Source organism: Aliidiomarina minuta (assembly GCF_003987145.1).
Classification (GTDB): domain Bacteria; phylum Pseudomonadota; class Gammaproteobacteria; order Enterobacterales; family Alteromonadaceae; genus Aliidiomarina; species Aliidiomarina minuta.
On record NZ_PIPL01000001.1, the window covers coordinates 296,142 to 319,778 of the forward strand.

A 23,637-nucleotide genomic window follows, 5' to 3' on the forward strand; every position below is an offset into this window, starting at 1 on the left:
AGAAGGCGTAATTTTGCAGCAAAGAAAAGCTAGGGATATATAATGACATCAGTATTATTTGTCTGTTTAGGTAATATTTGTCGTTCTCCAGCGGCGGAAGGCATGTTCAGAAAACTGGCTAAAGACAAGGGCTGGTTGTCCGGTGTTGATGATATTGTCATTGACTCGGTTGGAACCGGTGGCTGGCACGTAGGTAAAGCGCCTGACCTGCGTATGCAGGAAGCCATGAGCACGCGGGGGTTTGACATTAGTCACCTGCGAGGTCGTGAGTTTGCCCATTCAGATTTTGATCGCTTTGAGCATATTATTGCGATGGACGTAAGTAACCAGGCGAATATAGAGCGCATGGCACCGCCGAGTCATAAGGGGCGTGCTCGTTTGTTATTGAGTTATGTTGAAGGCTTATCGCAGACTGACGTACCCGACCCTTATTACGGTGGTGCTGAAGGTTTTGAGCAGTGCCTGGATTTAATTGAAGCTGGTGTGGCCGGCCTGGCTAAAGCTATCGAAAAAGGCTGATTCCGCAAGGAGGCGATCTGTTGCATCCTGTTGTAACTATCCTGCTCGGACCTGCACTGCTTTGGCAAGGGCGGCGAGTGCGTAAGCAGACGCCTCGTCTGCCTGAAGCTCCCGGTAAACGAGAGGGCGTAAGTGGGCAGGGACCATCGCTACGCTTATTAATATTGGGTGACTCCGCCGCTGCCGGTGTTGGCGTGGCGCGGCAATCAATAGCGCTCAGTGGCCAGTTGACGCAGTTGCTGGCCGATACTTACACCGTTGCCTGGAAACTACATGCAAAATCAGGTTTGACGGTGCATCAGGTATATCAGTCTTTAACTGAATTACCCAAAGAAGCTTACGACGTGGTGGTAGTCTCTGCCGGTGTTAATGATGTTACCGCCAATACCAAAAACGCTCAGTGGCTGCGGGCGATAAGTCAGCTAATTGAATCTCTGCAACAACAATACCAGGTCAGACTTATTCTTTTTACTGCGATTCCTCCAATGCAGGCTTTTCCAGCGTTGCCCCAGCCCTTGCGATGGTATCTTGGAGGACGCGCCCGGCTTCTGAACCGCTTGCTACTTAGTGCAACCGATCAATATAAAGGGGTTGAGTTACTGCAGGTAGATTTCCCTCTTACCCGTGACTATATGGCCGAGGATGGTTTTCATCCCAGCGCCAGGAGTTGTCAGTTGTGGGCAGAAACGGCCGCTTCGCGGATCGAGGCTTTTTTTAACGCTTCCGACAACTATAAATACTGATCGCTTTTTATAAGCTATTCTTTATGGTCGATAATAAAGTACTGACTGGGATTTTAGTATGCCAAATCAACGCTTATTGAGCCTGGACCTGCTGCGGGGAGTGGCGGTGCTGGGCATATTTCTGCTTAATATTACCTCTATGGGACTACCCATAACCGCTTATATTAATCCGACTGCTTATGGCGATTTTAGCGGCATTCATCTGGCGACCTGGGTGCTTACTCATGTGTTGGCGGAACAAAAATTTATCGCCATGTTTGCTTTGCTTTTCGGAGCTGGCATCGCGTTATTCACGGAGCGGGCTCAAGCAAAAGAATTGCCAGTAGCTAAGTTGCATTATCGCCGGATGGGTTGGTTATTAATTTTCGGTGCCTTGCATGCATGGTTGCTCTGGTACGGTGACATTCTGTTTATTTATGCGGTTGCCGGGATGTTGGTATATACCATGCGCCGCCTTAGAACTTACGCGTTACTGATCTGGTCTGCAATATTCTTCCTCATACCTTATGTCATGAGTTTGCTGGTCGCGGCATCTATGCCGATGTGGTCAGAAGCTGAAACGCAGAATATCCTGGCGATGTGGCAGCCGTCACCTGCGCAGCTGGAAGCTGAAGTAAGTGCTATGACAGGATCCTACAGCGAGCAGTTTGCACAACGTGCGGAGTTCACCTGGATGATGCAGACTCAGTCATTATTCTTGGATTTTGTATGGAGAACCGGCGCCTTTATGCTGCTGGGTATGTTTTTATACCGCTGGGGTGTGCTCAGCGCTAAACGCAGCCAGCGCTTTTATCGCTACCTGGTTTTACTGCTGATCCCAGGTTACCTGTTGTCCGTGTATGGCGTAGCACAGTACTTTGCTCATGGCTTTAGTTTTGAGCAAAGCATGTTTGTTGATTCTCAATGGAATTACTTTGCCAGTATATTCGTAGTAACAGGTTATATCGGCTTAATTATTTTATGGTTGCGAAGTAACTATATGCCTGCAATTAAAAGACGACTGCAAGCTATCGGGCGGATGGCGTTTACCTGTTATATTATGCATACCCTGATAGGCGTCGTTATTTTCAATCTGTTTGGTTTATTTGGCCAGTTGGAGCGTTTTCATCTGCTTCTTATTGTTTTTGCAGTCTGGGCGTTCCAGTTATGGTTTGCTCCCTGGTATTTATCTCGTTATGCACAGGGGCCATTGGAAGCATTATGGCGCCGTCTGACCTATGGCAAGCGCTATCGCGCTGTAAAATCAGCCAATCAGTAGTCAGCGGCACCTTTAATGTAGCTTCAGTCGCTACTGTGTACGTGAAAAGTAGCCGCCTGTCGCTCGGACTCAGACTGCGGGGAGGTCAATACCAGAGTCTCCCCATCCAGCATCAGATAATGTTCGGGGCTGTGGAGTAATCGATAGGATTCTGCGCTTTCATCGCTGAGTCCTTCAACCCGTTCAAAGGTAGTCTTCTGGATAAACTCATCAGTGCCGTCATGACGGCTTATTTGCAGCGTACCCCCCTGTTCAGCAAGATAATAACCGGCCCGGGTTTCGGGCTGGAAAGACAACGTATTGTCGATGTCCTGAAGTGACTTCAGATGCCATTCGAAGCTAAAGTGGTGAGCTTCATCAAAGGGGCCAACGGTTATCTCAGGTTGCTCATCGTAAGCAATATAGGCTTGTCCATTGGCTACGCTTTGCAGATGTTTACTCTGGTAATGAATGCCTGAAGCGGTCGGCGTGATTTTCTGAATACTGCCGTCCTCATTATAATTCAGGTGCTCCATAGAAACCGCGCGGCGGTAATTACCGCCAGTCGGCAGTGCGGCGGTGTGATAAATCAGATACCACTGATCTTCATACTCAAGCACGGCCTGATGGCTAGTGCCGCTGTCTTCTAATGTGTCCATAATCAGCCCTGCATATTCCCAGGGACCTTCTGGGTTATCGCTTGTTGCATAGGCCAGCTCTTCCGGGTAATTCATCGCAAAGGTCAGATAATACAGCCCTTCATATTCATGCAACCAGGGGGCTTCGGTAAAAGTGCCGGGCATATTGGCAATTTCTATCTGCTGAATATCGCCCTCCAGCTCGATCATGTTGTCTTTCAGAGGGGCGTAATAGAGATGCGTATTGCCCCAGTAGAGGTGCGCCTGACCCTCTTCATCAATGAAAACCGTAGGGTCTATATTGTCCCAGGTTTCCTCTGCATCCATAAACTCGGGCGCTTCTGTCATGTCACTTGTGACCAGAGGACCGCCGATGGCATCCTGCCAGCCATGTACCGGATGATCCGAAACCGCGACACCTAAGGCAAAACCACTGCGTTCAGGATCAGGATCGTCATTTAGCACGGTTACGTACCAGTAAAATTTATTATCCCGCTCAATGGCCTGAGAAGCCCAGGCGGTGTCGCCACGGGCCCATTCGAACTCAGTACGGGGCAAGGAACCTTCCAGGGTCCAGTCTTTTAAATCTTCTGAAGAATAAATAGACCATTCTTTGAGCACAAAAAAGTCGCCGTCTTCAGCGGCCTGATCATGACCTGCATATAAATAGACTACGCCATCATGCACCAGGGCGGCTGGATCGGCACTAAAGCGTTCAGTTATAACCGGGTTGCCCGCTTGAGCGAGTGCCACATACCCCAGGGTTGCGAGGGTAAGTCCAAGACGAGTGACTGAGTTACGCATAAAATCTCCTGCTACTGTTGTTTTTATTCTAATCCAGAATTAATTAAAATTATCATAATACAAATAAGTAAATGTATACAGCCCACTCGCTATTGCAACACAGGCTTAGACTACCTTTTTGTGGTATAACAAAGAGATATAAAAGACAGGAGTGGGTGTCATGTTACATAAATTTTTATTGGCTACAGCTTTGCTGGTGCCCGGTTTTGCTGTTGCCGCAGAGTGTCTGGGGCCGCTGCAAGGTGAACAACGGGGGTTGCGCACTGATGACAGCCTGAATCTGTGCCAATTAAGCCAGGATAAAGTAGTACTGGTGGTGAATACCGCCAGTCGTTGTGGTTTTACCGGACAATTCGAAGGGCTGGAAGCTTTGTACCAGAAGTATCGTGAGCAGGACTTCACTATTATAGGTTTTCCATCAGACAGCTTCCGTCAGGAGCATGCCGATGAAGCCGAAACTGCTGAAGTTTGTTATGTCAATTACGGCGTGACTTTTCCCATGCTTGCCACTTCAAAAGTAAGAGGTTCTGATGCCAATCCGGTGTTTGCTGAACTTATCGAGCAGACAGGTAAGGCACCACGCTGGAACTTTTATAAATATCTGGTCGATCGAGAGGGTAAAGTAGTTGATGTATACTCCAGTACCACGCGTCCGGATGATCAGCGTTTACAGCGCGATATTGAAAACGCTTTACAATAACTGGCTTTAGATAAGGAGTTCGAACATGAAAAAGATAATGTTAACCACTTTGTTGTCTGCCCTGGCGTTATCTGGTGCAGCATCCGCGAATATAAATACTAATTATATAGGTGGTGGTATATGGGACGGAGGAGATAGCACTGAAATGCATCTTACCACACGTCTCCAGGCGACTCCGGTAGTGTCAATTCTCGGAGATTATTATGATGTACAGGATGGCGCTTTTGAAATTATAGCTCAGCGTAGTTTTGGCCGCGGATTCCGGGTTAATCTGGGTGCGACCCATGTTAGTTATGCGGGTAGTGGCAGTGATACGGATTTTGTTGCAGGGCTGGGCTTGCGTACCCCCATCGGGCAAAGCTCAGTGATAGAATTTGCTGCCAACTATTATGATGCCGCTGGCGGTTATTATGGCCTGGGTGCTCAGGTGCAGACGTATATAAGCCGTAACCTGGCGCTTAATTATGGCTATAAATACAATGACCATACAGAGTCAGGTGTCAGTATGAGCAATGAAGTACGTTTTGGTCTGGTGTTTGCGTTTTAAAACTCGCCACGCTTACGCTTTATGCTCAGCACAATGAATATAGCCAACCAGGCTAGTCCGCCTGCGAGCAGACTATATATAGGTATATAGGTATACATTAGGGACGCTTCTTGCAGGGAAGCGCCCGTTTCCCGCATATCAAACCACATGACCAGATTGCTATATAACAGCATCAGCATGCCAATGGTGCTACCAATGGCCGAGCTGTAACGCACAACTTTGCTACGTTTTTTGCATATGACCCAGGACGCGCCGAAGATTAGTACGGGCACCATATTCCAGTAGGCAATGATACTCAGATTAAAATGATGCGTGATGATAACCAGCAATGCGCAAAGCACGAAAAGCGCCTCACCCAGCAAAGGATAACGAGTTGCCATAAACTACCTTTTAATAAGTCTTTGCTAAACTATAGCAGCCTTATTAAGCGTGATAAGCTTAATTTGTTCACTTTAAAGGAGAAAAAAATGTATAAAAAACTAGCTTTTGCCGGCCTGAGCCTGGTGTTCGCGAGCTCTGCTCTGGCACAAGTGGTGAAACCAGCCCCTTTAGTTTCCATAGCCAGTCAGGATAAATTTTTTGAACATATCGCGGAGCATTGTGGCAAAGCCTATGAAGGTGAAGTAACAGTCAACAATCCAGCGGCTGATGGTTTTGAAGGGCCTTTGATCATGCATGTGCGCAAATGCACTGAAGATCGACTGGAAATCCCTTTCCATGTTGGCGACAATCATTCACGCACCTGGATTTTGACCAAAACCGGTTCAGGTATCAGCCTCAAACACGATCATAGATATGCAGACGGTAGTTATGACGAACAGACCATGTACGGCGGTCATACCCTAGATGCCGGTTACGAACGGGCTCAGTCTTTCCCGGTTGATCAGTATTCAAAAGAAATGTTTTTTGAGCAGGGCATACCGGCTTCAAATACCAATATCTGGCAAATGTATATCTATCCGGAAACTTTCACTTATCGCCTGATCCGCGAAGGCCGCGAGTTCCGTGTCGACTTTGATCTCACGAACGAAGTTGAACTACCACCTACGCCCTGGGGTTACCAGGACTAACGAATCAATAAAGCGGGGGTAAACACTTTCACCCCCGTTTTTATCTGTATTTTTGTTCACTTCTTATACATAAGCTGTCATCTTAACTCCCACAACACATAGTTTGAATGGATGCTGAGGGTTCTCCTGCAGTCGGTATCTGATTGCTAAGGAGCTAGGCATGGCAATACCAGTAGCATTGGAAGTAGAAAAGCACCGAGCCTGTTTAATACCAGACAATTCGATATCAGATAGAGAAAAACGACTGACATCGGTTACTTTGTCCGTTATGCAGTTAGTCCCTGAATTTGCGGAAAAACTGCTGGGTAGCATAGGAGTGCGTTTAGGTAAGCGCAGCCGGTTAATTAATTACGTTGAAGTTGAACTTGAACGCGACAAAAAAACTAAAAAATCAGTAAATCGCCCGGATGGCCTTATTACCATAGATACTGGCCGTACGAGCTGGTCTGCGTTAGTGGAAGCGAAAACGGATAATAACGAGCTGAATGAAGATCAGGTCAAACGTTACATGGATTTAGCTACCCGTCACGATATCGATGCAGTTATTACCATTTCCAATCAATTTGTAGCTATCCCCGCACACCATCCTTTTTCTAATCTACAGGACAAGCGACGTAAAGTGTCTCTGTTTCATTGGTCGTGGACCAGCATTGAAACTCAGGCAACTTTGCTGGCTGATGAAGATGATTTTGTGCAACCGGAAAAACGTTTTGTACTCGCTGAGTATCTGCGTTTTTTGCGCAGCGATAAATCTGGCATGCGTTCTTTTGACTCGATGAATCCAGAGTGGCCCGCTGTGGTGAAGCACGCCGCAACTGGCGAGGCTTTTAAACTGGATGCGGCGATAGAAAATACAGTCGGTTGCTGGCATCAGGAAATCCGCGATCTGGTGTTGATGTTGTCCAGAGAGCTAAAACAGTCGGTACGCTTGAAATTACCGAAGGCACAAAGTGCCGATCCTGTACTGAGAGTGCAGGATGATGTTAAGCAGCTGATACAAACAAGTTGTTTGCGCTGCGAACTTGAAGTTCCCAATGCAGCGTCAAATTTGGAACTGAAAGCTTACTTAACAGGTAAAACGGTGAGTCTTAGTATGCAGATGGATGCGCCGGATGATAAGAAATCAGCTTCCGCACGCATTAACTGGCTCACACGGCAGTTGAAAGAGGCTGTCGATAAACCCGTTAAAATCATTTGTTATGGTAAACGCAAAACACAATGTGCCGAAGCTTCTTTGGCTGAGGCTAAAGAAGAGTCTCACGAGGCATTTGGAGAGCGGTTAAACTTTACTCCGGAAAAATTTGTGGTGTGTTGGACCGAGCATATGTCCCGGGATTTCTCTAAGAATAAAGTATTTATTCAGCGCCTGGAGGAAACTGTCAGGCAGTTTTATATGCATGTGGCAGAAAACCTGAAAGCGTACCAGCCCGCTGCACCGAAAATAAAGGAACAGGCTGTAGCTTCAGGTGAGTCATCTTCTGATTAATCTAAGCTGGTAACGAAGTTTTGGTCGCTTAGTTCCTGTTCACCGGACCAGCGATAGGCGACGAGCGGGCCGTCTTTACCGGCGGAGAAGTCGGTGCAGGCGGCTTTACTGTGTAAAATCCGCGGCGGCGCTTTAAGCCAGTAATGGCCAAAAAATACCGGACAGTTTCCCTGGTAGCAACTGGCTTTGAGCAATGCTTCATCAGCTGGTATAAGCGCTAACTCCTTTAGTATTTCTGCATTTACAGCCGGGGTAGGTATATGCACCATGTCGCGCATGCTGTCGGCATTTTGTAGCCACCAGGAAATTCGGGTTGAATAACGGCGCTTACCTTTATGGTCGAGAAAACTCATGCCCTTTGGTAAATCAACTTCAATGCCTTTGAGTAGGTTTTCGATAGCATTAAAAGGCGCACTGTCTTCTTCGAAGACCGCTTCCCATGCGTCCTCTTTTAAGCTGTTGTCGCTATTGATATAAGGCTGGATCGCAGCAAAAGAAGGTTGATGCCAGCAGGCGTGGATAAAACGAACACTGCCAAAATCAAGAAAGATGGGCAGGGTTTTAAACCATTCCAGCCAGGGGGCCCGTTGTTCAGGGGTGGGTAAGTTATCCAAAAATGCCTGATGATGGGCAGTATTAGCGTCATTGTGTTCACGCAGGTACTTACCTGTTACTGAATGGCGCGTGGCGTAGCCGACAGCATTCAGTTCATGGTTACCCATCAACGCCTGAGCGGAACCCGCGTCGACCATATTTTTAACTGTCGTTAACACCGCTTCGGTTTGTAGCCCGTTATCTATTAAGTCGCCAATGAATATGGCCTGTCGCTGCGGGTGTTGCCAAATGTTGTTTTTATATGAATATCCCAGATTGGTTAATAAAGCATGCAGTTTGTCAGCCATGCCGTGAACATCACCGATAACATCATATCCCTTTGCTAGATTTTGCATGCTGCCTCTTTCCTTTTATCTGGTCGCGATTTCTTCTGATGGTATGACGTAGGGCGGCATGACGCAAGCGGTAGCTAAGCTTTGTAATTAGTGAGTTAGCATGATTTGGCAGGCAGTTGGCTATGGTGTATTACGCTCACTTTGGTTAAGCTGAAGCAGGTGATTCGCATCTGCATATAAGGGACCTAAAGGCTATTTCATGAGCGAACTGACTCCGGGATTTATTGTAGCCCACAGCCACCGGTTAGAGGATTTAACTGATGTGGCGGTGCAACTGAGTAAAAATCACCCCTTGGCTCCTCTGCAAGAGGAAACGATACTGGTGCAGTCGAATGGCATTGCCCAGTGGCTGAAGACTGAACTTGCCCGGGCTACCGGTATTGCCACCATGCTCGACATTTCTTTGCCAGCACGTTTTGTCTGGAAAGCTTACCGGGCTGTGCTGGGTAAGCAGATTCCAAAACACTCTCCCTTTGATAAAGACCGCCTGGTATGGCGGTTGATGCGTTTGTTACCAGCGTTAATGGAAAGCAATCCGGCGTTTGCAACCTTACGCCGTTACACTGAAAATGATGAAGATCAGCGTAAACTCTATCAATTAAGCGAAAAAATTGCCGATTTACTGGATCAATATCAGGTCTACCGGGCGGACTGGCTGGACGAATGGACTCAGGGTGTGGAGTTGGAAGGGGCGAATCAGTGGCAGCCAGAATTATGGCGGGCACTGGTTGCTGATATTGGCGCTCAGGATATATGGAGCAATCGGGCGGCTTTACACCAACACTTTATTGAGCAGGCGAAGAAGCTGGCTAAGCGGCCTTCGGGGTTACCTCCGCGAGTGATTGTCTTTGGCATATCTTCGTTACCTCAGCAAACGCTGGAAGTACTGAATGCCATTAAAGGCTATACCCAGGTATTGCTATGCGTGCATAACCCCTGTCAGCATTTTTGGGCTGACATCGTCGATGGTCGTGAGATGTTTCGCCGCGACATGCAGGCCCGGCAGGCGCGTAAAACTGACAACGAATTTAGTATGGACGAGCTGCACCAGCATGCGCAGCCATTATTGGCGTCCTGGGGTAAACAAGGCCGGGATTATATCCGTTTGCTGGATCTCTTTGATGAAACCAGGCAGAAAGAAGAATTCTTTAATGATCTGCGTTTTGATATTTTTGATGAAACCCCGGCACAGACATTATTACAACAACTGCAAAGCGATATTCTTAACTTGCGCCCATTGGCGGAAACTCATGATCAGTGGCAGCGACAGTTAGCCGCTTCAGACACTTCTATTGTGTTACATAATGCTCATAGTCCGCAGCGGGAAGTTGAAATTTTACATGATCAGCTACTGGCTGCTTTTGCCGCAGACACTGAATTAAAACCCCGGGACATTATGGTGATGGTTCCCGATATCAATGCTTATGCTCCGTATATCGATGCCGTGTTTGGTCGCCTGGAGACAAAAGACAAACGCTTTATTCCTTATACTATTGCGGATCAGGGCGAACGTCATCGTAAGCCTTTGCTGATTGCACTGGAAATGATTATGGGGGCGCCAGAGTCACGTTTTGCCAGTAGTGATATTTTTGATTTGTTGCATGTGCCGGCGCTACAGAAGCGTTTTAAAATCGATCCGGCGGATGTTGAACAAATACAACAGTGGGCTGAACAGTCAGGCGCCCGCTGGGGATTGCATGGGTTGCATCGCCAGTCATTGGGGCTGGATGTCGCTTTCGATGAAAATAGCTGGCACTTTGCCTTACAGCGCATGCTTTATGGTTATGCAGCAGGCGAGTTGCAGGGAGAACCGTGGCAACAGATTGAACCTTTTACCCCGGTCTCTGGAATTCAGGCCCGCATAGCAGGGGCACTGGCGGAGTTACTGGAGTACCTGGAAAGGTACTGGCAATTGCTGGCTGAGCGCAGAACTGTGGCTGAATGGCATCCGTTACTGAATCAGTTACTGGATGACTTTTTTGTTGCTGATACGGATAACGAACAGCTGTTGCTGAGCAAACTGCGATCTTTTCTGGACAGCTGGCTGGAGGCTTCCGATGAAGCTGCTTTCGGGCTACCGGTAGGTTATAACATTATTCAGGAGTTATGGCTTAGCAGTATGGACGAGACAGGTCTGAATCAGCGGTTTATGGCTGGAGCTGTTAACTTTGCAACCTTAATGCCCATGCGTGCTATTCCGTTTAAGAAGGTCTGCCTGCTCGGTATGAATGATGCAGACTACCCGCGCACTACGACTCGTCCGGATTTTGACTTGATGGCCCAGGATTATCGCCCGGGCGACCGTTCCCGCCGTGAAGACGATCGTTATTTGTTTTTAGAGGCCTTGTTATCAGCCAGGGAGCAATTTTATATCAGTTGGATAGGACAGAACAGTCGTGACAACAGTGATATTCCAGCTTCGGTTTTGGTCGGGCAATTGTGTGACCATCTGGTGGCTGGCTGGGCAACTGATGATAGCGATGAGGCTCGGGATAATTTGTTAGAACAGTTGACGACCAAACACTTTTTACAACCATTCAGTGCTCATTACTTTGCTACATCCGACAGTAGCAAAGACTATTTCACCTACGCTGCAGAATGGCAGGCAATTTATAGTCCAGGCCAGCAAGACGCTGCAACTGCGCTATTACCAGAGTTTCGTCAGCAAGCTCCTTTTAGCATCCGACCCTGGGTGGATCTTTTGAAAGAGCCCGCCAGAGTATTTATGCAACAAAGGCTGGGTGTTTATTTGCCGGATTACGCCAACGTAGATCTGGACGATGAATTATTTGTGGCGGATAACCTGAACGTCTGGCAGTTTAAAAATGAAATTTTAACGGAGCTGGTATCTGCTTATAAAAAAGGTCAGCTGAGTGCTCATGGAGAAGATGTTGAGCAGCATATTGCGCGCAGTTTTAAACGTATTCAGCGCCGCGGAGAGCTCCCGTTAAGCCAGGCTGCGGAGCAGGTAAAAATTGACATCAGTGCTTCCAGTCAGGATATATTTGATACTCTGCGTGGCTATCTTGATAGCTTCGCAGAGGCTGTGCCTGACGTTGCCATCAACGTGGAGTTAAATGGCATGCAGTTGGCAGAAAACTGCAGTAATTTATATCGCCTTAGTGGCAACGAACAGGTCTCTCAGTTGTACATGACTGCCAGTAAGGTAGTTAAACGCAACTCCCGGCGCAGTATTTATACATATCGTAATCTGCTGGAACCCTGGTTACGGCATTTACTGCTTTGTCAGCACTTCCAGCAGCCCGTGCAGACGGTAATAGTGGGCGAGGGCGGTGCGGTCACTTTACCCCCTATTGATAACGAACAGGCCAGCTTATGGTTGCAGGATCTGGCTGTTGTAATGCAGCGAGCACTGCGTGAACCACTCCCCGTAGCGCTGGCTTTGGGCCTTCCGTGGTTAGAAATGGAAGACGAGAAGCGCTCTGAGTCAGCATTGCATAATATATATGAGGGTAGTGCGTTTAGCCCGGGACAAAAAGAGCACCTGCCTTATCTGGCACGTTTTTATGGTGATGTCAGTAGCTTACTGCATAGTGACGATTTTGCGGCCTTAAGCGCGAAGCTATATCAGCCTTTACTGGATACGCTCAGTAAGGAGACCAGTAAATGACTGCTTCAGTGACGTTGAAAAATCCGATGTCGCTGCCACTCACGGGCAGCTCCCTTATAGAAGCCAGCGCAGGTACCGGTAAAACCTATACTATCGCTGCAGCATATGTGCGGTTCATTATCGCTCATGTGCCTAACCGTCAGGGCACAGAGTTGCAACGGGAAGCCTTATTACCGCCGGACATTTTAGTGGTTACTTTTACTAAAGCGGCTACGGCTGAGCTGAAAGAACGCATCAGGGCGCGTTTGGTGGAAGCGGCAAAATGGTTTCGTGAAACGACATCAGCTAAGCATAAAGACGCTTTTTTGCAGGCGCTGCGCGAGGACTATGATGAAGCTTACTGGCCTGCCTGTGCCCGTTCTTTACAGGTAGCCGCGGAGTGGATGGATGAAGCCAGTGTTTCGACTATTCACAGCTGGTGTCAGTCAATGTTGCGAGAACACGCTTTTAGTAGCGGTAGCCTTTTTAAGCAGGAACTTTCGACAGACTTAGAACCATTTAAACTGGAAGCTACCCGCGACTACTGGCGGAACTTTTATTATGCGCTTAACGCGGAAGATTATCAGCAGGTAGCCAGTTGCTGGAAAACACCTTATCAACTCTATCAGGCAGTCCGTAATCTATGGTCTGGTGGCCAGTATGATGAGGTACCGACCGTATTAGATATGCAGGCTGTGTATCGTGCTCGTGATCAGCGTATTGCAGAACATTTAAAGCCATATAAAGCAAAGTGGAAGTTATGGGCTGATCAGCTGATTGAGTTTATTGAGCAGGCCGAAGCGCAGAATAAGTTGACCAATAAGCGTAAGTTGTCCGCTAAAAAAGCACGGACCGAGCTGGAGCCGGTAAAAAACTGGGCGATGGATGAGCAGGCTCAGGAATTGAAAATATCACCTACTTTCGCCAATCATTTAACCAGCCAGGGTCTGGCTGAGCTTTACGAGGGTACTGTACCTGAGCTGCCCGGGCTGAATCAGTTAAGCCGATTACAGGAGGCGGTTAAGAAGCTGCCTGGCATTAAAACAGATTTGACCTGGCATGCGGTAGCCTGGATTAAAGATCGCTTTCAGCGACAGTTGCAACGGCAAGCACTCATGGGGTTTGACGATATTATAAAAAATACTCGTCAGGCGCTGGAAGGAGAGCAGGGACAGCATTTAGGCGAGATCATGCGAGCGCAGTTCCCTGTCGCTTTGATCGATGAGTTTCAGGATACTGACCCGGATCAATATGCCATCTTCAATGCCGTGTATCAGGTCGCTGAAAATGATCAGCAAACGGCGGTATTTTTAATTGGTGATCCTAAACAGGCCATTTATGCTTTTCGCGGAGCTGATATTTATACCTACCTGCAAGCCCGGGCCGATACTGCTGGACGCCATTTCACTCTGGCTCGTAACTTTCGTTCTACCAGCGCTATGGTAAATGCTGGTAATCAGTTGTTTTTGCCGGCAGAGCGACGGCCCGGTAAAAAAGCTTTCTTATTTGGCGACGGGGATTTTAATCCGGTTCCTTATACCGAAGTGGAGGCAAGTGGCCTTAAAAAAAGGTTACTTATTGATAATCAGGATGCTTCACCTTTGCAGCTCTGGACGTCGCAGCCAGAAGAGGATACTGAGCTAAAAGGGGAGACTTATCAGCAAACACAGGCCGAGAGCTTTGCCACTTACATCACGGAATTGTTAAACCTGAGTACTGCAGGTAAGGCTGGTATCCTTGATGAAGATCAGTGGCAGCCCTTACAAACCAAAGATATAGCGATCCTGGTGAATAACAGGTTTGAAGCCCGGCAAATGCAGAGCGCATTGCGCCAGCGTAATATTCCCAGCGTGTATCTGTCAGACAGTAATTCTGTGTATGACGCACCAGTAGCTATTGATTTACTGGCCATACTACATGCTTGCGCCAACCCCGGCGACGCCAGAGCATTAATGGTGGTGTTAAGTTCCAGTTTGCTGAACCTGGATATAAGCGAACTGGACCAATTGCGGGACGATGACTTTTTATGGGATAAGCGTGTTGAGCAATTTATCGAGCTTGGTGACAAGTGGGACCGTCAGGGTGTTCTTACTATGTTGCATGCCGTGTTACATCAATTCCAGGTACCACAGCGGCTGAAAGCAGAACAGGGCGGCGAGCGTTTGTTGACCGACCTGCTGCATCTGGCTGAATTGTTACAGCAGGCAGCTTCCAGCCTGGAGGGCGAACAGGCGCTCATTCGCTACTTTACTGAGCAGATATACGCAGAGCGGGAAAGCCACAGTGATGAGCAGGTTGTGCGTTTAGAAAGCGACGCCGATTTGATTCAGATAGTAACTATTCATAAATCTAAAGGTCTCGAATATCCACTGGTATTTTTACCTTTTATTTCAGCTTGCAGACCGCAGACGGCTGGCAAAGGTGTGCTGCATTATCATGACTCTTCAGGCATAAGGCAAAGCACGCTGGAACCTGATGACGATGCCTTGCAGCAAGCTGAAGAAGAGCGTCTGGGGGAGGATATTCGCAAGCTTTATGTGGCGGTAACCCGGGCTAAGTTTGCCTGTTGGGCTAGTCTGGCGCCAGTTAAAAACTGGCAAAGCAGCGCACTGGCGTATCTGGCTGGAGCGCAGCAGGACTTTGTCGAGGCAGCGCTCAGTACCTGGGCCGAATCAGCGGTGAAGGTGAGTCCTTTGCCAGAGGCAACCGCTGATAGCTACCAGCCTGTGGTGCGGGAAGATCTTCAGCTGGCGCATTGTAAAATGCCGCCTGGGAGAGTGCTTGAGAATTGGTGGATTGCCAGTTACAGCGCCTTAAAATACGGTGCAATGCGCGAACCGGAATCAGCGCTTGAGGCAAACTTGCAAGAACTGGAGCTGCAAGAAGTAGAGCTGCAAGAAGTAGAGCTGCAAGAATTAGAACTGCAAGAATTAGAACTGAATGAAAAGCTAATTGATAGACCTGCAGCGGGTGGCATTCACCAGTTACCCCGGGGCGCAGGGCCCGGTACCTTCCTACATAACTTACTGGAAGATGCTGCACAAACAGGTTTTGCTGAAATAGCAGCGCAAGCCGACAGCCGTATGGCTCTGATTGAGAGGCGTTGCCGAAGCAGCCATTGGGCGGAGCGCACTGAATTGTTGAATAACTGGCTGCAGGCTTATTTAAATACTGAATTTGTTGCTGGCGATAGCTCCTTGCGGTTATGCGATCTCCAGGTGTATAAAGCAGAACCCGAGTTTTGGTTTCGGGTTCAGGGGGTTAATGCAGTCGCTCTGGACAACCTGGTTATTGAACAGGTGTTGCCCGGCCATGCTCGTCCAGGTCTTCTTAATAACTACCTGAATGGTATGTTAAAAGGCTTTATTGACCTGATTTTTGAATACCAGGGCAAATATTACGTAGCTGATTATAAGTCTAATTACCTGGGGCCTGATGATGCGTCTTACACGCAGGAAACGATGCGCGACAAGATTCTGAACAGCCGTTATGACATGCAGTATGTGATTTATATCCTGGCTTTGCATAAATTATTACAGTCCCGGCTGGGAGATGCTTACGATTATGATGAGCATGTTGGTGGCGCGCTTTATTTATTTCTGCGTGGACATAATGCCCCTTCACGCGGAGCTTTTTTTGATAAACCCAGTCGCCAGCTCATTGAGCAACTGGATGCACTGCTAACCGCACAGGGAGAAGATAATGTCTGAACTGATGCGGCTATTGCAAAACTGGCAGCAGGCTGGCTGGATAGGCCAGCTTGATATGGCTTTTGCTAAATTTGTGCAGCAGGAGAGTGACGCCAGTGACCTGGTAACTCTGGCTGCTGCTCTGCTTTCTCACCAGGTTGGTCGCGGTCATGTATGCATGGACCTGGAAGGCTTGCTGAAAGCTCCGGAACAGGTGTTAGGGTTGCCTCCAGAACACTACCGGGGCGCCGGAGCTGAGCCGGATGAGCCTGTTACACCCTCGCTTTTACTGGCTTCCGTCGACCTTGATACCTGGTTGCAACAGTTGTCTGAGAGCAACGTGGTCTGCCAGCACAATGCCCCTTTGGTAATTGCCGGCAGGTATCTTTATTTAAGACGTTACTGGCAGCATGAGCATTTCATTGCGGAGGATCTATCGCGACGCATGGAAAATTCAGACAGCTCTGTGAGCCCACAACTATTACCTTTGTTGAATCAGTTATTTCAGCCTGTAAAACAAAAAAGCACGGCCACCCAGGATATGATGAGCCAGGTGAACTGGCAAAAGTTAGCCTGCGCAAATACATTGCGTAGTCAATTTAGCGTGATAACCGGGGGGCCAGGTACGGGCAAAACCTATACGGTCGTGCGCCTATTGGCGTTATTGCATAAGCTGCATGGTGCTAACGGCACTAACCCTCCGCGTATTCTGCTAGCAGCCCCGACGGGTAAAGCTGCCGCACGTTTGAAGAGCTCTATTTTGCAGGCACTGGGTGAGCTAAAAGATCCGCAAAAGAATCCGCAATTGCAAAACTGGCACCCGATCTTTGCGCAAATTAATGCAGAAAGTAGTACCTTGCATCGTATGCTGGGTAGTCAGAGCCGTCAGCGCGCTGGCTCCTTTCGCTATAACAAAGACAACCCTTTACCCGCTGATGTGCTGGTTATCGATGAAGCTTCTATGGTCGACATTGAGATGATGTCAGCTGTATTACAGGCATTGCCTGTACATGCCCGCCTGATTCTGCTTGGGGATAAAGACCAGTTAGCTTCTGTGGAAGCGGGAGCTGTGCTTGGGCAGCTATGCGCAGGAGCTGAGGCAGGAGGATACGACGAGAACACTTTTAATTACCTGCAAAGCATTAGTGATGAAACTGAGCTGCCTGCATCCTTAGCGGCTAGTGGGCCCGTTACTAGTAGGTTACAGCACGTCATTATGCTGCGTGTTAGCCGCCGCTTTGCTGATCAAAGTGGTATTGGCAAGCTGGCATTTGCAGTAAATGCAGGAGATTCGTCTGCAGTTGCTTCGATTATCAACGTTGCTGGTCAGGCGCCATACCAGGATATTCAGGTACTGGCTGCTGAAAACGCAGAGTCTGCGTCAGTAAAAACGCTGTGCCAGGAGGGTTTTGCCAGCTACCTGAAGTTATTAAAAGCCGGGCCTGGTGAAAATGCCAGTGAACAGGAGAACGACGAATGGGCGCGGAAGGTATTAAATGAATATGCTCAGTTCCAGCTACTTACTCCAGTGCGTGAAGGTGAATGGGGAGTTAGGCGCTTGAATGAGTTGGTGAAGGGCTGGCTACCGCGGCAGGGCGCAAGTAATGAGCAATGGTATGCCGGGCGTCCTGTAATGATAACAGCCAACGATTATAGTCTGAATCTGCGCAATGGGGATATTGGTATATTATTGCATCGGCACAGTGATGACACTAAGCGGGTGGTTTTTATTGATGGTGATAACAAAGTGCGTTGGGTATTACCCAGTCGGCTTACTCATGTGGAAACCGCGTATGCTATGACAGTGCATAAGTCCCAGGGCTCAGAGTTTACCCATACCGTTATGGTTATGCCGGATCGGGATAACCCCACGCTGAGCAAAGAATTACTCTATACCGGAATTACCCGGGCGAAAGAACGCCTGAGTCTGGTATTGCCTAAACCAGCGTTGCTGATTAATACAGTCACTAAACCAACTCAACGTCTCGGTGGATTGCGCTTCGGTGGAGAATGAGTTGTGATGGGACAGTGCTAAAAAGCGCTGTCCCATCACCATTTCATTACCTTTAACCTAGCCCATAAAGAATGCCTGAATGCCGCCTGCCGCTTGAGCATCGTGCATAAAGAGAACGAGTGCAGCCAGAGTCAGGATGGCATACAAAATATTGCTCAACGAGTACCAGCGAGAGCGATTTTGACGTCCATTCATTTTAATCATATTACCCTCCTGATTGATTAATCACTAAACTACCAGCACTCAAAGTATAGAAGAGTGCTGTGTAAGCAGAGTGTAAAGACTAAAGAGGGAGGACTATGTGACTGACTTTATGGAGAAAATAAATTGGAACTTATTTACTCTAGTGAACTACATAAAGTGACCCGGTTGCGACCCGCGTTTTTCCCTTTATAGACAGCCTGGTCAGCCTGGTTTAATACCATGTCTGCTCGTGGGACACCTTTTTGCATGGCTGCTATGCCAAAAGTCGCCGTCACTTTGAAGTTTTCACCGTTATGAGTGAAATTTAGCTGACCGATGACGATGCGTAATTTCTCTGCGAGAACAGCAGCTTCCTCGGGGCTGGTGTGAGGCATAATCAGAGCAAACTCTTCGCCGCCAATGCGGGCAAAAATATCCGTGCGACGTATGTTCTTCTGAACCTCTTCTGCGATGCGTTTTAGCACCTCATCGCCCATTGCATGGCCGTAGGTGTCATTCACTTTCTTAAAAAAATCTAAATCAAACATGGCGACACAAACTACTTGTTGCTCGCGTTGCACTGAGGCGAAGAACTCTTCCATACGCAGGATAAAAAAGCGGCGATTATAAATACCTGTCAATTCATCCGTAGAGGCAAGTTTTTTTAATTTATCCTGATACGCTCGCTGTTCGGTGATATCGACCACCATGCCAGCCCAAATGATGCTGCCGCTGCTGGTTCTTCGTGGGACTGAATAACCTGATACCCAAATGGTTTTATCAGGCAGACAAATCCGGTATTCAACTCTCCATTCTCGCATGCTTTCTGCGGATTGTTGAATACTCTCTTTTACTGCAGATAAATCGTCAGGGTGAATATGCTGGTAAACCATATCAGCATTGTCGCGTATATCTTCCGGATCTACCCCATAGATACGTTTTATGCCCTGGCTGGTATAAGGAAAGCAGCTACTGCCATCTGCACGCAGTTCGTATTCGAAAATAACGCCAGGTACAATTTCTGCTAGCTTCTTCAGACGCATTTGCAACAGATTAAGTTCGCTTAACGGGTAAAAAGAGCCGATGAAGTCGGTGGCGCGATCGCTACTGGTAACGGCTCGGGTGCGATCTACTATCCAGCGATACTCGCCAAAAGCATCCAGGAGCCGATACTTACGATAGAGCGTGTCGCTGCTGCCATGATTAATCCAGTCTTCAAACAGGGCGCTTTGTTTTGCGACATCGTCAGGGTGTACCTTAGAGTGCCACCATTCACTGGCATCCCCTTCGGCTCCGGCCAGGCCCATCAAGTTTTCATCGTCATCAAAGATATACATACGGCCGCTGCTAAAAGAGATGCTATAAACCAGAGAGGGCAAGGTTTTTACCAGGTTATTGAGCTGTGTCTGAGCTTCCAGGCAATGCTGTTCCAGGTTCTTTTGCTCACTAATAGCGGTTAGTGTGCTTATGACTGTGCGCGGTTCCTCATCTTCATGCTGGAGTAGGTTGGCTTCTTCTTTAAACCAGAGCCAGTGCCCACTTTTATGTTTAATACGCGCTTCATAGCTGTAATGGTCGCGAAATCCACTGGTAATTTCTTTACGTGCACTTATACATAATTGAGTATCTTCCGGGTGCAGCAGGTCCAGCCAGTCCTGAGTACTTATCGCTGCTGGGGTGGTGAGCTCATAACCTAATAACCTGTCCCAGCGACCATAGAGTTCTATAGTGCTGGAATTCGTCTGCCAAAGCAGCACACCTGCTTCTATGGATTTTAGAATGTCAGACTGAAGCAGCGTTGAAGATGATTTGGCAAGCATGGGCAGGTTCTCTGGAAATTGATTTTATACAATTTTGAGATTACCGGAAAACGAACTGACTTTATAGTTCAGACGGTTTAATAATTCATCGTTTTCGGACCCAGCGGTCATCTACCTGAACGTATTGTCCTGTTGGAGTGCGTTCAATAGCCCGTTTTCCAGCCATAGCCTCAACATCGGATACTGCAATATTATTATTTTCAGCAATCCGGGTATACTCAGCGCGGCGGGCATCATTAATCAGACGCACGATAGTTTCCGCTTCAGCCGACTCCTCAACTACCACGCCGAGGTAGCCATTCTGGCGCTCTCCAACCAGCCCCTGTTCTTTTGCAGAGGTTAATTCAGACATAGCCTCCTGCAAAGTCATAGCATTGGCAGAAGTTGCCAGCAAAAGCAGTAAACTGGCGAAAAAGGTACGTATAAAAAGTGCAGATGACATAATTTATCCTTAAAATAATCCGCTGGAGTCACTGAAGATTTGATCCAATTCACGATCAACGCGAACATAGATTTCATGATCAATCTTAACGTTTAAATTAATCGTAATAGGCTCGTTTGGCATCGCCACCTGCACCGTTGGCGTGCAGCCCGCGGTGAGCAGTGGGGTGATGCAGACGAGCAAAGCTAGGTATCGCATAGTTTCTCTCTTAGCGCCCATGGTTAGCGGTTTCTGGATTGCAGCACCCGTTGCTGCACCCGTTCCTGAATAATAGTACTGACCTGATTACTTAACTGCAGACTAGTAATTAAATCAGGCAAATTTTCTTGCAGCGTAATATTTAGATTTATTGGGTGGCCCTGTTGCCAGTCAGGATTGTGTCCATGCAGGCGCACCGCCAATAACAAGGTCCCGTCTGTTTGATAGCTGACTCCGCTGTCCAGAATAGAGTAATGAAAGTCCTCCAGTGCATCAACGGCTATTTTTACTCCTGGATTAGAGGCTGCCATGTCTGTCGCCTGTTGTGAACGGAATTGTAACTGCCCGCCTGGGGGCAAGGCGCCCAGACGGCCCTGAACTACACTTATTCCTTCTGAGTCCCATTGCACCGGAATGGTTCCGGAAAGCAGACCACTGCCACTAATGTCTGACGCAGGGTATTGCAATAATAACTGATTAAGGTCGACCTGGTTAATCACAAGTTGTGCTTCCAGCACTTCATCAGCAAGATGATAAATACGGTTTTCCAGGCTCAGACTGCCGTTAAATAAAGCTAACTGATTGTGTTGTAAGTTCAGTTGCCCGCTGAATGGACTGTCTAGCGCCGCTGCATAATAGGTTGCGGCTAACTCAAAAGGACCAAAGTCGAGCCCCTGGCGAATGTTTTCAACCTGTAATTGAGGTAGCGATAAAGCGAGCTTTTCATTGTCCAGAGTTGCTGCAAACTGCGCGTTTAAGCCGCTGAATTCGGTAGTGTTATAAACACCCGCAAGATCGCTCACTCCCAGCGTTGCAGTGACCTGCCATTGGTTGATATCTCCTGCATTGAGCGTTAAAGGCATTCTCAGTTGGCCGCTGGCATTGCCACGACCGCGTTGCAACGTAAGTAGTTCAGGCCAGTCGGCGAGCGTTTCCGCTAGTGGATTACCAGCAAGCAGGAAAATATCGCTCAACTGCCAGTCTACCAGCAGTTGTTCTGTGTTGAGGAGCGCCTCATGGCGCAGTCGTAAACCGCTTTCATTACTCAGCTCTGCGGTTAAGTTCAGTTCCTGCAGGGTGCCTCGCAACTGGCCTTGCCAGCTCCAGTTTTGCGTCTGTAGCAGCTCCTGCTGAAGGGACTTAAAGTTAATATTCATATTCGCAGTCAGGCTGAGTTCGTCTATATACTGCGGGTCGCCTTGAACCTGCCAGTGGGGAATGTTCAGCTGCAGGGCTTCGACGCTGAATTGAGCATCCTGCAAAGAGAAATTAAGGTGTAGCGGTTGCGATGAACTAAGAGTTAACTGATCAGGCTGCCAGCTAAAGTTGACGCCGAATGTAGCTTGTACGTTCTGTAAGCTTAAGTCTTGCCAGTGGTACTCTTGTTGCGTGAGTTGTACTTGTGCATTACTTGCCCTGATAGCGGGTTCTTCCAGGTTGAGCAGAATTTCACTGTTAAGTTGTAACTCGGTGTCACCCTGGCTTTGTAGTTTAATCTGCAGGGGCAGAGCATTTAAAGCCGGTGCTAATTCGTTGTTAGCGTTCACCTGCCATTGCAGATTCCCCGGTTGCAGGCCATAGGGTTGTACTAACTCATTGTAATCCGGGTCTGATAAAATACCGCTGGCGTCGAGCTGGTAGTGGCTAATGTGACTATTGTGCAGATGTATTTCAGCGTTAGCCTGGCCTTGTATACTGCCTATTGAAGGAATGTTAACAGGAGTCGGGCTATTAGCTTCCAGTTGCAGGGCGCCGTTTAGTTGTTGATACCAGTCTGAAATATCAAGCTGGCGATCCAATGCAAAATACCATTGGCTGGATAAACTGGGGCTTTCCGTGGAGGAGAGTAGAGATTGTTCAATGTTATCAGTAACGGACGGGGGCAATGAATAGAACTCGCGAAACAATGCTGTTGCCTGTGGCAATACCTGTACATACAGGGATCCTGACCAGTCGTCGGATTGCAGGCTGGTATCGACAGCGAGTCTTAGTTGTTCTGGAATAATAGCCTGTAAACTTAGCGTAGCGTTCAGATATTGCGACCAAAGTTGCAGGTCAAAATCATCTGTTAAATTGCTTTGCCAGCTTCCTTCAAGACTGGCCTCGTTATTAATCTCATGAAGCCGGTTATAAACTGCAGGAGAAAATTGCAGACCCCATTTTAACAACTCTTGCTGCAGCCACTCAGCGGGTGGCTGGGCTGTTACCTGAAAACGGCCGCTCTTAATATCGCTATACAGTTGCAAATCTAATTGCTGTTCAGCGGCAAGATAGAGCCTTATGTCAGGCTGTTGGTGGTGGCCAGAGTATTGCACGTCGAGTGACAGTTGCTGCTCTTCATTTGGCTGTTGCCCGGGATTAAGGCGTAAATTGATGTCTAACTGTTGCTGGTTGTTTACCAGCAATTCAGCGTAATAGTTGCAGGTATTGTCGGTACAGGGCAATTGCAGCTGAGCATCCAGAATATTCAGGGTTTCTGGTAGCCAGCCTGGCAGCGTCCAGTCGTCGGGCAACTGAAAAGAACTCTCTTCAGCTGGCGAACCGAAATCTGGGAACTGATTCAGGCTCAAATTTATCTTCTCAATTACCACAATTTCCAACTGGGGGCGCCAGTTCAGCCATTGCCAGCTCAAATGCATCTGTTCAACCTGCACGGGCATTCGCAGATTCTGATCGTGATAAATAAAGCTGAGCTCAGATAAGCCGACGTGCCTGGTGCCCAAACTACTAAACTCATAGTTTAGTTGGGAAATCGGCAGTTGTTTTAACTGGTGTTGCAGATACAGCCAGGCTGCTACTCCGGAAGCTAGCAGTACTCCTGCCAGCAGACTGACAATGATTAGAAAACGGCGCATAAACTTCTCGTTGCTTGCCTCACTTTTTAAGCATAAACAGAGGGATGCAATGGGGCAATGTATTTACACAAGCTTAGTACATTTATGTTAGTAAAGTTAGCATTCACAGCAGTTTGCACTAAGCTTACAGAG

18 protein-coding genes are annotated in these 23,637 nt (G+C 48.0%); 10 read left to right on the forward strand and 8 right to left on the reverse strand.

Annotation, left to right across the window (positions count from 1 at the left end; translation table 11 throughout):
- Window positions 1-42: 42 nt before the first annotated feature.
- Genes CWE09_RS01465 through CWE09_RS01475 form a run of 3 tightly spaced genes read left to right on the forward strand, consistent with a single transcriptional unit; the run spans window position 43 to window position 2,520 of the window.
- Complete coding sequence (locus CWE09_RS01465; protein WP_126802131.1) at window positions 43-519, forward strand: low molecular weight protein-tyrosine-phosphatase; 477 nt, start codon at window positions 43-45, stop codon at window positions 517-519.
- Between the two features lie 20 nt (window positions 520-539).
- Window positions 540-1,262 carry an SGNH/GDSL hydrolase family protein gene (locus tag CWE09_RS01470; protein WP_198679574.1) on the forward strand — a complete coding sequence of 241 codons (723 nt, stop codon included), beginning with the start codon at window positions 540-542 and terminating at the stop codon, window positions 1,260-1,262.
- Between the two features lie 58 nt (window positions 1,263-1,320).
- On the forward strand, window positions 1,321-2,520 hold the full coding sequence (locus tag CWE09_RS01475) for a DUF418 domain-containing protein (RefSeq protein ID WP_126802133.1): 1,200 nt from the start codon (window positions 1,321-1,323) through the stop codon (window positions 2,518-2,520).
- Window positions 2,521-2,543: 23 nt separating this feature from the next.
- Here CWE09_RS01475 and CWE09_RS01480 read toward each other — a convergent pair whose 3' ends face one another.
- A complete protein-coding gene (locus CWE09_RS01480; protein ID WP_126802134.1) occupies window positions 2,544-3,941 on the reverse strand; it encodes a family 43 glycosylhydrolase in 1,398 nt (465 codons plus the stop codon).
- Between the two features lie 160 nt (window positions 3,942-4,101).
- Between CWE09_RS01480 and CWE09_RS01485 the strand changes: the two genes are divergently transcribed.
- Both CWE09_RS01485 and CWE09_RS01490 read left to right on the forward strand, forming a co-directional pair.
- On the forward strand, window positions 4,102-4,641 hold the full coding sequence (locus CWE09_RS01485; RefSeq protein WP_126802135.1) for a glutathione peroxidase: 540 nt from the start codon (window positions 4,102-4,104) through the stop codon (window positions 4,639-4,641).
- A 25-nt stretch (window positions 4,642-4,666) separates the two neighbouring features.
- Window positions 4,667-5,188: a hypothetical protein gene (locus tag CWE09_RS01490; RefSeq protein ID WP_126802136.1), complete on the forward strand. Its 522-nt coding sequence runs from the start codon at window positions 4,667-4,669 to the stop codon at window positions 5,186-5,188.
- On the opposite strand, the gene CWE09_RS01495 is transcribed toward CWE09_RS01490, so the two are convergent.
- A complete protein-coding gene (locus CWE09_RS01495; protein ID WP_126802137.1) occupies window positions 5,185-5,568 on the reverse strand; it encodes a hypothetical protein in 384 nt (127 codons plus the stop codon). The genes CWE09_RS01490 and CWE09_RS01495 overlap by 4 nt on opposite strands.
- An 87-nt stretch (window positions 5,569-5,655) precedes the next feature.
- Here CWE09_RS01495 and CWE09_RS01500 point away from each other — a divergent pair, with 87 nt between their 5' ends.
- Together CWE09_RS01500 and CWE09_RS01505 are read left to right on the forward strand one after the other, a co-directional pair.
- The gene (locus CWE09_RS01500; protein ID WP_126802138.1) at window positions 5,656-6,258 is read left to right on the forward strand and encodes a hypothetical protein; all 603 of its coding nucleotides are present in this window, start codon (window positions 5,656-5,658) and stop codon (window positions 6,256-6,258) included.
- Between the two features lie 160 nt (window positions 6,259-6,418).
- Window positions 6,419-7,744 (forward strand): hypothetical protein, encoded by a 1,326-nt coding sequence (locus CWE09_RS01505; RefSeq protein WP_126802139.1) that lies wholly within the window; start codon window positions 6,419-6,421, stop codon window positions 7,742-7,744.
- Here the strand turns inward: CWE09_RS01505 and CWE09_RS01510 are convergent.
- Entirely contained in the window at window positions 7,741-8,694 is a 954-nt protein-coding gene (locus CWE09_RS01510; RefSeq protein WP_126802140.1) for a metallophosphoesterase, read from the reverse strand. The genes CWE09_RS01505 and CWE09_RS01510 overlap by 4 nt on opposite strands.
- A gap of 199 nt (window positions 8,695-8,893) precedes the next feature.
- Here CWE09_RS01510 and recC point away from each other — a divergent pair, with 199 nt between their 5' ends.
- From recC to recD, 3 genes are read left to right on the forward strand one after another with little or no spacing between them, the layout of a single operon-like run.
- Window positions 8,894-12,325, forward strand: coding sequence for an exodeoxyribonuclease V subunit gamma (recC, locus tag CWE09_RS01515; RefSeq protein ID WP_126802141.1), 3,432 nt, complete (start codon window positions 8,894-8,896; stop codon window positions 12,323-12,325).
- Window positions 12,322-16,014, forward strand: coding sequence for an exodeoxyribonuclease V subunit beta (recB, locus tag CWE09_RS01520; protein WP_126802142.1), 3,693 nt, complete (start codon window positions 12,322-12,324; stop codon window positions 16,012-16,014). The genes recC and recB overlap by 4 nt, the downstream gene beginning before the upstream one ends.
- Entirely contained in the window at window positions 16,007-18,007 is a 2,001-nt protein-coding gene (gene recD / locus CWE09_RS01525) for an exodeoxyribonuclease V subunit alpha (RefSeq protein WP_126802143.1), read from the forward strand. Before recB ends, recD begins: the two co-directional genes overlap by 8 nt.
- 57 nt (window positions 18,008-18,064) lie before the next feature.
- Here recD and CWE09_RS14135 read toward each other — a convergent pair whose 3' ends face one another.
- The 5 genes from CWE09_RS14135 to CWE09_RS01545 all read right to left on the reverse strand — a co-directional run bounded on the left by CWE09_RS14135 (window position 18,065) and on the right by CWE09_RS01545 (window position 23,505).
- A complete protein-coding gene (locus tag CWE09_RS14135; RefSeq protein ID WP_157982785.1) occupies window positions 18,065-18,211 on the reverse strand; it encodes a hypothetical protein in 147 nt (48 codons plus the stop codon).
- A 134-nt stretch (window positions 18,212-18,345) separates the two neighbouring features.
- Complete coding sequence (locus tag CWE09_RS01530) at window positions 18,346-20,010, reverse strand: GGDEF domain-containing protein (RefSeq protein WP_126802144.1); 1,665 nt, start codon at window positions 20,008-20,010, stop codon at window positions 18,346-18,348.
- Window positions 20,011-20,095: 85 nt separating this feature from the next.
- Window positions 20,096-20,452: a YdbL family probable chaperone protein gene (locus CWE09_RS01535; protein WP_126802145.1), complete on the reverse strand. Its 357-nt coding sequence runs from the start codon at window positions 20,450-20,452 to the stop codon at window positions 20,096-20,098.
- 9 nt (window positions 20,453-20,461) lie between these two features.
- A complete protein-coding gene (locus CWE09_RS01540; protein ID WP_126802146.1) occupies window positions 20,462-20,650 on the reverse strand; it encodes a YnbE family lipoprotein in 189 nt (62 codons plus the stop codon).
- 23 nt (window positions 20,651-20,673) lie between these two features.
- Window positions 20,674-23,505, reverse strand: a complete 2,832-nt coding sequence (locus tag CWE09_RS01545; protein ID WP_126802147.1) for an intermembrane phospholipid transport YdbH family protein — start codon at window positions 23,503-23,505, stop codon at window positions 20,674-20,676.
- Window positions 23,506-23,637 lie beyond the last annotated feature (132 nt).